The 8,221-nt window shown below is 67.7% G+C and carries 9 protein-coding genes and 2 pseudogenes; 4 read left to right on the forward strand and 7 right to left on the reverse strand.

Annotated features, from left to right (window positions below):
* Window positions 1-405: 405 nt before the first annotated feature.
* Window positions 406-558, forward strand: a pseudogene (locus VGS97_RS29630) (transposase); the annotation flags it as partial.
* Entirely contained in the window at window positions 491-1,186 is a 696-nt protein-coding gene (locus VGS97_RS20570; protein ID WP_326855243.1) for a transposase, read from the forward strand. The pseudogene VGS97_RS29630 and the gene VGS97_RS20570, both read left to right, overlap by 68 nt.
* On the opposite strand, the gene VGS97_RS20575 is transcribed toward VGS97_RS20570, so the two are convergent.
* The 5 genes from VGS97_RS20575 to mscL form a co-directional block, all read right to left on the reverse strand.
* Entirely contained in the window at window positions 1,169-1,816 is a 648-nt protein-coding gene (locus VGS97_RS20575) for a recombinase family protein (RefSeq protein WP_326855234.1), read from the reverse strand. The genes VGS97_RS20570 and VGS97_RS20575 overlap by 18 nt on opposite strands.
* Complete coding sequence (locus VGS97_RS20580) at window positions 1,813-2,406, reverse strand: ABC transporter permease (protein WP_326855235.1); 594 nt, start codon at window positions 2,404-2,406, stop codon at window positions 1,813-1,815. Before VGS97_RS20580 ends, VGS97_RS20575 begins: the two co-directional genes overlap by 4 nt.
* A gap of 47 nt (window positions 2,407-2,453) precedes the next feature.
* Window positions 2,454-3,287 carry an ABC transporter permease gene (locus tag VGS97_RS20585; RefSeq protein ID WP_326855236.1) on the reverse strand — a complete coding sequence of 278 codons (834 nt, stop codon included), beginning with the start codon at window positions 3,285-3,287 and terminating at the stop codon, window positions 2,454-2,456.
* A 158-nt stretch (window positions 3,288-3,445) separates the two neighbouring features.
* Window positions 3,446-4,447, reverse strand: a complete 1,002-nt coding sequence (locus VGS97_RS20590; protein ID WP_326855237.1) for an ABC transporter ATP-binding protein — start codon at window positions 4,445-4,447, stop codon at window positions 3,446-3,448.
* A 77-nt stretch (window positions 4,448-4,524) separates the two neighbouring features.
* Entirely contained in the window at window positions 4,525-4,941 is a 417-nt protein-coding gene (gene mscL / locus VGS97_RS20595) for a large conductance mechanosensitive channel protein MscL (protein WP_326855238.1), read from the reverse strand.
* A 258-nt stretch (window positions 4,942-5,199) separates the two neighbouring features.
* Between mscL and VGS97_RS20600 the strand changes: the two genes are divergently transcribed.
* Window positions 5,200-6,126, forward strand: a complete 927-nt coding sequence (locus VGS97_RS20600; protein ID WP_326855239.1) for an SURF1 family protein — start codon at window positions 5,200-5,202, stop codon at window positions 6,124-6,126.
* On the opposite strand, the gene VGS97_RS20605 is transcribed toward VGS97_RS20600, so the two are convergent.
* Window positions 6,091-7,113: a hypothetical protein gene (locus VGS97_RS20605; protein WP_326855240.1), complete on the reverse strand. Its 1,023-nt coding sequence runs from the start codon at window positions 7,111-7,113 to the stop codon at window positions 6,091-6,093. The genes VGS97_RS20600 and VGS97_RS20605 overlap by 36 nt on opposite strands.
* A 141-nt stretch (window positions 7,114-7,254) precedes the next feature.
* On the opposite strand from VGS97_RS20605, the gene VGS97_RS29835 reads away from it, so the two are divergent.
* The gene (locus tag VGS97_RS29835) at window positions 7,255-7,884 is read left to right on the forward strand and encodes a transposase (protein WP_326855241.1); all 630 of its coding nucleotides are present in this window, start codon (window positions 7,255-7,257) and stop codon (window positions 7,882-7,884) included.
* Between the two features lie 48 nt (window positions 7,885-7,932).
* Here the strand turns inward: VGS97_RS29835 and VGS97_RS20615 are convergent.
* Window positions 7,933-8,221 (reverse strand): annotated as a pseudogene (locus tag VGS97_RS20615) (ABC transporter ATP-binding protein); the annotation flags it as partial.

Below are 8,221 nucleotides of genomic sequence, written 5' to 3' on the forward strand. Positions count from 1 at the left end.
GCCATAGCCGGCGCTGGCGCTCGTTCAGATGCGGATGGATCGCCTCATAGCGCCGGGCCAGGGCCTCCATGGCGGGAGTCATAGCAGAAAACGTACTTGCTCCACAGCCAAACGAGTAGTTGTTTCACGATGAACCCTTAGTGCCTGTCCGTGATCTGTTGGGTTCGGGATGCGGTATGAGTGTACGAAGTTGTTGAACGTGTGAGGCTCCTGGTAGAGCTGCGGTTGTCTAGTCCGGCCGCGCTACCAGGAGCCGTCGTGAAGTCTGCCATCGACTCGTCCGTTCAGGCCAGCTCGTTGCGGCCTGCCTGGGTGATATGCCGGGTGTGCGGAGTTGACTGTACTGTCGAGCTGACTGGCCGACCGCGTCGTTATCCGTCTGACTTGCGGCAGAACGAGTGGGCGATGATCGCTCCGCTGCTTCCGCCGCCGGCCAGTACGACGTCCGGTGGTGGGCGGCCGGAGGCGTGGTGCCGTCGAACGATCATCGATGCGATCTTCTACGTCGCGGACAACGGCTGCACGTGGCGGGCGTTGCCGGTGGACTTCCCGCCGCGTTCCACGGTGTTCGGGTTCTTCAGCCGGTGGCGTGAGCACAGCGTGTGGGACCGGGTTCACGACGTACTGCGCGACCGAGTGCGGGCCCGGGAGGGACGCCGGGCCGAGCCAACTGCCGCGATCATCGATTCGCAGTCGGTGCGGGCCGCCGAGACCGTCGGAGCGGAAAGCCGCGGCTGGGACAGCGGCAAGAAGGAAGAAGGTAGGGGGCCGCAAGCGCCACGTCGCCGTCGACGTGCTGGGCCTGTTGCTGCTGGTGCATGTGACCGGAGCGAACGTGCAGGACCGTGACGCGGCGTTCTTCCTGCTCCAGCGCATGCACCTGCTCTACCGCAAGATCACACTGGTGTGGGCCGACAGCGGCTATGACTACGGTCGGCTCATCGAGGGCGCCCTGAAGATCTTGAGGGTGAGCGTGCAGATCGTACGACGCACCGACGACATGACCGGCTTCGTGATTCTGCCGCGCCGCTGGATCGTCGAACGTACCTTGTCATGGATCTGTCAGCGTCGACGCTGTGTCCGTGACTACGAGCGCCGCACCGACAACCACGAAGCCATGGTCACCATCAGCATGATCATGCTGATGAACCGCCGCCTCGCCAGACCGCTACCAAGAACAGCCTAACGAGATCACGGACAGGCACTTAGCGGCCCACCGTAAAACCGTTGCTTGCCGCTCATTGAGTGTGCCGTCCTCGTTGAGGCCGAATCGAGGGAAGTTCTTCGTCTTGCCGTCGCGTGCGTCGGCCAGTGCTGCGCGCGAGACACGACGGGCGGTGTCCTCACTCGACTTGAGCGCCATCGCGGCCATGACACGGGCCATAGCCCGGCCGCCGGAGGTCATCAGGTCGATGGTGCTGGTGATCCCAATGACCGGACGGTTGTTCACCTCGACGAGATCGATCAAGTCTTCGAGGTCGCGCGGCTGGCGCAACAGCCTGTCCTGATCCCAAACGATGATCCCGTCAATCTGGTTGCGGCGGAAGTCTTCCAGCATGCGACTGAACTCAGGCCGGATCACACGTCGGACCACGCGGCCATCTGGGAGGACGATGCGGTGCTTCTTGTAGGCGCTGGTGTCGTTCTCGATGTAGATCTCGACGACTGTCCAGCCAAGGTGAGCGGCGCGCTCATGGATGTCCTCGATCTGACGGGTTACGCCGCGCTCCGTGCCGTTCGGGTCGTTGGAGATGCGGACGTACCCGGCTGCTTGCTTCGGCTTGAGTGCGATTGGCCGTTCTACCTGCTGCGTCATAGGAAAAGCATACTTTTTAACATGGGGTGCCAGGAGCGCATAAACGTAGTAGTAGCCATGCCAAGGCCGGCGAATGCGAAGCCGATCAGGACTGCTGAGGGCAGCGCCAGCAGCGTCCACCAGGAGCGCGTGGCGCCGAAACTGGCGGCCACGGCCAGGAAGGTCACCACATAGAGGGAGCCGCGCATCAGGGCCCAGCCGATCTCGCCGAGGGCGATGTCGCCGACGCCGAGTGGGGTGGCGAGGATCGCCTCGTAGTTCTTGCCGTATTTGATTTTGAAGAAGATGTTGAAGGTGGAGTCGAATACAGCGCCCTGCATCGCGGCGGTGGCGAGCAGTGCAGGGGCGACGAACTCGACGTAGGTGACCGGGGTGCCGCTGGGGCCGGTGACGTTCGGGATCAGTTTGCCCAGGCCTACGCCGATGGACAGTAGGTAGAAGACGGGCTCGAACACGCCGGATAGCAGGATCAGCCACATCCGCCGGTAGGCCAGCATGTTGCGCTCGATCAAGTGCAGCGAACGCTTGGACCCGAACGCGAACGCGAACGAGATCGGGATGGCGCGCGGCGCGTAGGTGAGCGTGGTCATCGGTGTCCGAGCCCTTTCGTTCTTGCTTTCTTTTCCTTCTTCTCGTCTCAGCTGTAGAGCCGGCGGCGGTAGGTGACTCGGGCGACGGCATAGCCGCCGAGGGCGAAGGCGATCAGGTATGTCGTGTGCACCAGGGACATGAACCAGCCGGCGGTACCGAGGGTCAGCGAACGGCACAGCTCGACCCCGTGCCACAGCGGGGTGGCGTACGCGATCGGGTGCGCCCAGCCCGGCAGTTGCCGCCACGGGAAGAAGGTGCCGGAGAACAGGAACAGCGGCGTCATCACGAACCGGAACAGGGTGTTGAGTTTCTGGTCGCTGTCCAGGGTGATGACGTAGGCCATGATCGGCAGCAGGAACGCCGCGCCGGTGAGCACCGCGGCGGGCCAGGCCAGGATGCCCCACGCGGAGTGCAGCGTGCCGAAGCCGCTCATGAACGCGAAGAAGATCCCGCTGATCGCGGCGATCCGGACCAGAGCGAGCACGGCGTGCCCGGCGATCACGTCCTCAGGGCGCTGCGGTGTGTTGACGGCGGCACGGTAGTTGCCGAACCACTTGATGCTGCCGAGCACCGGGTACGTGCCTTCGCCGAACGCGTTCGTCATCGCGTTCGCCGCGAGCACGCCGGGGGCGACGAAGTCGAGGTAACGCACGCCGCCGGGCAGTCCGGAACCGTGGTCGACGAGGGTGCCGAGACCGAGACCCATGGCCGTCAGGTACAGCGCGGGGCCGACGATCGCGGACAGCACGGTGCCGCGCCAGGTGCGGCGCGAGTAGGTGACCCAGTAGCGGAACTGCCGGTAGCCGAGCCGGGCGGCTCCGGGCTCGCCGGTCGGGCGCGGGGTGGGGCCGGCGACGCTCGGGGACTCGATCGCGGTCATCTCGGTTCACCAGTCATCGTCGTTGGCCGTGGTTCGTAGCTGTTGTTCGCCGTCGAGTGTCGGTGCGTCGCGAGGGGGGCGGCGGGGCGGTTGGTTGGCCGGTTGGTTGGTTGGTGCCGGTTGGCCGACTGGCCGGTTGCTGTGTGCGGGGGTGTCGGTTAGTCGACTAGCGTGCGGCCAGTCAGGGTGAGGAACACGTCTTCCAGCGTCGAGCGGCGTACGAGGGCTGTCATAGGTTCGAGTCCGCGGGCGCGTACGGCCTGGAGCGCGGTTTCGCCGTCGTCGGCGTAGACCAGGACCCGGTCGGGCAGCACCTCGACCTTTTCGGCGATGACGCCGTCCGCGACGCCGGCGAGCTTCTCGGCGGCCTGATCCTGCTCGTCGAGCGGGAAGCGCAGTTCGAGCACTTCACGGGTGGAATACCGCTCGATCAACGCACGCGGGGTGCCCTCGGCGGCGATCCGTCCCTTGTCCATCACCACGAGCCGGTCGCACAGTTGCTCGGCCTCGTCCATGTAGTGCGTGGTCAGGATGAGCGTGGTGCCCTGCTGTTTGAGCCGGTAGAGCCGGTCCCACACCACGTGCCTTGCCTGCGGGTCGAGGCCGGTGGTGGGCTCGTCCAGGATGAGGATCTCCGGCTCGTTGATCAGCGAGCGGGCGATGGTCAGCCTTCTCTTCATGCCGCCGGACAGCGGTTCGACCTTGTCCGAGCCGCGGTCGGCCAGTTGCACGAAGTCCAGCAGGCGCTCGGTGCGCTCCTTGATCACGGCGCGCGGCAGGCCGAAGTAGCGGCCGTAGACGTGCAGGTTGTCGCGCACCTGCATCTCGGTGTCGAGGGTGTCCTCCTGCGGCACGACGCCGAGCCTGGCCCGGATCGCCGGTCCGGCGGCGGACGGCTCAAGGCCGAAGATCCGCAGGCTGCCGCCGGTGCTCGGCGAGACGCAGCCGATCATCCGCATCGTGGTGCTCTTGCCCGCGCCGTTCGGCCCGAGAAAGCCGAAGACCTCGCCGCGGCGCACCTCGAAGTCGACTCCGGCGACGGCGACGAACGGCTCCGCGCCCTTCTTGGTGAACCGCTTCGTCAGGCCGCGGGCCTCGATCAGGACCTCGCCGGGGGTGCCGGTTCGCGGGGGTTCGGCGTGCTGGGTTCGTTCGGACACTCTTGCGACGTTACTGGCCCGCACTGACAAGATTCGAATGGTTTTCCCGGCCGCGAACCGGCGTTCCGGCGCCTGCGTTACAGGCGGCCGGAACCGGATCCCGAACCGGATCCGGAGTTCATGAGGGCGTCGCGGATCTGGGACAGCAGTTCGAGCTCGGTCTCCGACGGCGGCTCCTCGGGCAGGCCGCGGCGGCGCTTGCGCGCCTTCTCGAAGTGGTTGAGCGGCACCACGATGAAGAAGTAGACGGCGAAGGCGATCAGCAGGAACGAGATGACCGCGGTGATGAACTTGCCGTAGGCGATCTGTGACTTGTTCAGCGTCCACACCAGGTTGCTGTAGTCCTGCTTGCCGAAGATCGCGGTGATCAGCGGCATGATCATGTCCGCGACCAAGGCGTTGACGATGGCGCCGAACGCGGTGCCCATGACCACGGCGACCGCCAGTTCGACGACGTTGCCGCGCATGATGAAATCTTTGAACCCTTTGATCATGGGTAGTTCCTCTCGCTTCGGACGCCTGGCGCGCCCCCTGATCTACACCTATCAGGAACGAGCATCAATGCGTGCAGTTACCGCGAAATGGCCCCTCTTCGAACTTGACCGTGGCCGGCGGCGCAGGGTCGGCCGACGCGCAGCGGCGGGCGAGCCTACAGCCGCCTATAAGGCCACGGTCAAGTTCGAAGAGCCGAAATGGTTGCAGCCGGCGGGGTCGGTGAAACGCGGCCGGGGACGAGGTTGTACCGTCGAGCGGTGCAGTGGTACCGCTTCGTCCTCTCGCCCAAGTGGCTGGGATTCCACGCGCTGACCTGGTTCGTCCTGATCCCGGCCTTCATCGGGCTCGGGCAGTGGCAGCGGGACCTGTGGCACGATCGCGCCCGCGCCCAGGGCGTCGTGCTCAGTGCGCTGGCCGCGAATCCGGTGCCGCTCGACTCGGTCGACCCGAACGGGCACCTCGTCGGGCAGGATCAGCAGTGGAAGATGGTCTCGGCCACCGGCCGCTACGACACCGCGCACCAGTTCATGGTGCGCAACCGCTCGCAGAACGAGCAGCCGGGCTGGTACGTGGTCACGCCGCTCGTCCTGGCGGACGGCACGGCGGTGCTGGTGAATCAGGGCTGGGTCACCGAGGCGACCACCGGCGGGGCGACCACGCTGCCGCCGTTCCCCCCGGCGCCGTCCGGCACGGTGACCGTGAACGGCTCGCTCCAGCCTGACGAGACGACGGCGACCACGCGTATCCGGGACGACACGCCGAGCCTGCCGGCCGACGAGATCGCGCTGATCACGGCGACCGACGACCTCAAGTCGCGAGTGCCGCACCCGTTGCGCGACGGCTCGATCCGGCTCGCTTCGAGCGTCCCGGCGAACACGGGGCCGACGGCGGCGGCGCCGGTGCCGAACCCGACGTACGACAACACGATGTACATCGCGTACATGATCCAGTGGTGGGTGTTCGCGGTGGTGATGCCGGTGACGTGGTTCCTGCTGATCAGGCGCGAGGCCGAGGATCGGCGGGTGGCGGCGCTGGAGGCGGCTGCGGCTATGGCTGCTGGTGCCGGGGCGGTCGGTGGAGGCGGTGCCGGCGACGGGGGTACGGACGGAGCCGAGGGCGGCGCCGTGGGTGAGGCACGTGAGCCGGTGTCAGTCCCCGGATGCGTCACGGAGCCGGTCGAGTAACGCGGCGAAACTCTCGCTGGGGAAGACCTGGAGCGTCTCGCCGACACTGTCCGAGGGCAACCTGTGCAGGGCGCCGTCGTGCCACCAGTAGAGCTGATCGGTGATCGGGCCGGGGCAGGTCTCGAACTGCTGCGCGGCGAAGCGCAGCAGCGTTCCGGCGGCGTCGACCACAGCCGCCGATTCGATGGGGTGCACGGCGATCAGGTGCCGGTGCGGCAGCACGACGAGCGCGCCGTCGGCTTCGGCGTATCCCGGGATCGCGGCCAGGTGTTCGGAGAGCCACAGCACGTGCGTCGCCGTGTAGTGGCTCGGCCCGAACAACGCGACCAGTCCGGCGCCGTCGATCGTGAAGCGCTCGACCTCCAACGGAGCGGCGGCACGCGCATTCGCCCGCGCGGCCTCGAAGACAACGTGCTCCGTGACGCCCCATCCGACTGCGTCACCGGCCGCGACCAATTCACCGCCGGGGAGCAGGTAGTGGCCGTGTTCCGTCATCACCGCCTCGACGAGGCCGTCCGCGACGGGACGCTGAAGCATCCCGGTCATGGTCATGGACGCGTCGGCTGCCAGGATCCGTGCGCGCAGCGACGCGCGTACCCGGTCCCACAGCAGGTCGTCTGCCGTGCCCGCCGGATGGGATGCTCCGGACGCGGCGGGGGCCACGGCGTCTGCGTCGCCGTCTGCGTCACCGTCAATTCGCAGCTCACTGACATATTGCTCGACCAGTTCGGGCCAGTCCGCCTTCGCGCCGTCGAGCATCCGGCGGCGCAGCGGGGCCAGATCGAGGCGGACGCCCGGCCACGCAGCACCCGTGCGGCCCGCTTCCACCTGGTCGCGCGCGATGACGCGCCAGCGCAGGCCACGACCGCGCAGCTCGATCTCAAGCAGCCCGACCAGCGCTGTGGCCACCTCGTCGCCGAGCGGCCACAGCGGGTCGGTCAGCGGATCCGGATCGGACCCTGATCCGTCGTCGGTTGCGGGCAGCACGGAGGCAGTGTAATCGGCCCTTCGGACTTGGCCGGGGTTTGGACAGCGGCTGCGCGGTCGCGGCACCCGCCAAGTCCGAAGCGCCGGCGCAATCGGGCGGCGAACCCGTGACCCCGCGTTCGATCTCCCGTTGTACTAAGCGTGTCAGAGCCTTCCGGTGTCCCCAGCGCCTCCGTCCTCTCCGCACTGGCCGTCCCGTCCCCGCTGCCGCAGCCGCGTCCGGAGCAGCGGGCGCGTCCGCGCGCTCCACGCGGCCCGGCGGGCCTCAGCCCGCTCAGCCCGAGCGCGATCGGAGCGTCGATGCTCGGTTCGGGCCTGCCCGGCGTGCCGCGTCCGCGCCGAGTCACGACGCCGCGCACCGACCCGGTGATCACCGACGCGGTCTGGGAGCGGATCGAGCCGCTCGTCCCGGAACGGATCCGGCGGCGGCGCTACCCCGGCCGCAAGCCGCTGGACGACCGCGCGGTGCTCACCGGCATCCTGATCGTGCTCGCGCGCGGCATCGGGTTCGAACGGCTGCCCAAGGAGCTCAGCCTCGGCTCCGGGATGACCTGCTGGCGGCGGCTGCGCGACTGGCAGCAGGCGGGCGTATGGACGGCCATCGCCGCGGAACTGGCGCGCAGCCTGCCCGATGGCGACCGCATCGACTTCAACCGCGTCGCCGCGACTACCGACGACCCCGCGTCACCGGTCACCCGTCGGCCCGCCACGGCGAAGGGCAAGCACCCCTCCCCCGTCGCCGCCGAGTTCGGCATAACGCTGTTGCACTGAACGCCGTTGCGCCGCGCTGGCACTGTCAGTCGGCAATCACGGTCAAAGTCACGCCGTCTGCTGCGCTCCGGTGTCCTGCTGGGCGAATTGGGTGCGGTAGAGATCCGCGTAAAGCCCGTCGGCGGCGAGCAGTTCGGCGTGCGTACCGCGCTCGACGATGCTGCCGCCGTCGACGACGAGGATCTGGTCGGCGTCACGGACCGTGGAGAGGCGGTGCGCGATGACCAGCGAGGTGCGGCCACGCAGCGCGCTCGCGAGCGCCTGCTGAACCGCCGCCTCCGACTCCGAGTCGAGATGCGCGGTCGCCTCGTCCAGGACCACGACGTCGGGCGCCTTG

The organism is Actinocrinis sp. (assembly GCF_035946395.1).
Classification (GTDB): domain Bacteria; phylum Actinomycetota; class Actinomycetes; order Streptomycetales; family Catenulisporaceae; genus Actinocrinis.

Bases quoted from the DNA above. Each gene is read 5' to 3' on its own strand.
- VGS97_RS20575 (WP_326855234.1), bottom strand. From the start codon at position 1,816: ATGACGCAGCAGGTAGAACGGCCAATCGCACTCAAGCCGAAGCAAGCA.
- VGS97_RS20580 (WP_326855235.1), bottom strand. From the start codon at position 2,406: ATGACCACGCTCACCTACGCGCCGCGCGCCATCCCGATCTCGTTCGCG.
- VGS97_RS20570 (WP_326855243.1), top strand. From the start codon at position 491: ATGCGATCTTCTACGTCGCGGACAACGGCTGCACGTGGCGGGCGTTGC.
- VGS97_RS20585 (WP_326855236.1), bottom strand. From the start codon at position 3,287: ATGACCGCGATCGAGTCCCCGAGCGTCGCCGGCCCCACCCCGCGCCCG.
- mscL (WP_326855238.1), bottom strand. From the start codon at position 4,941: ATGATCAAAGGGTTCAAAGATTTCATCATGCGCGGCAACGTCGTCGAA.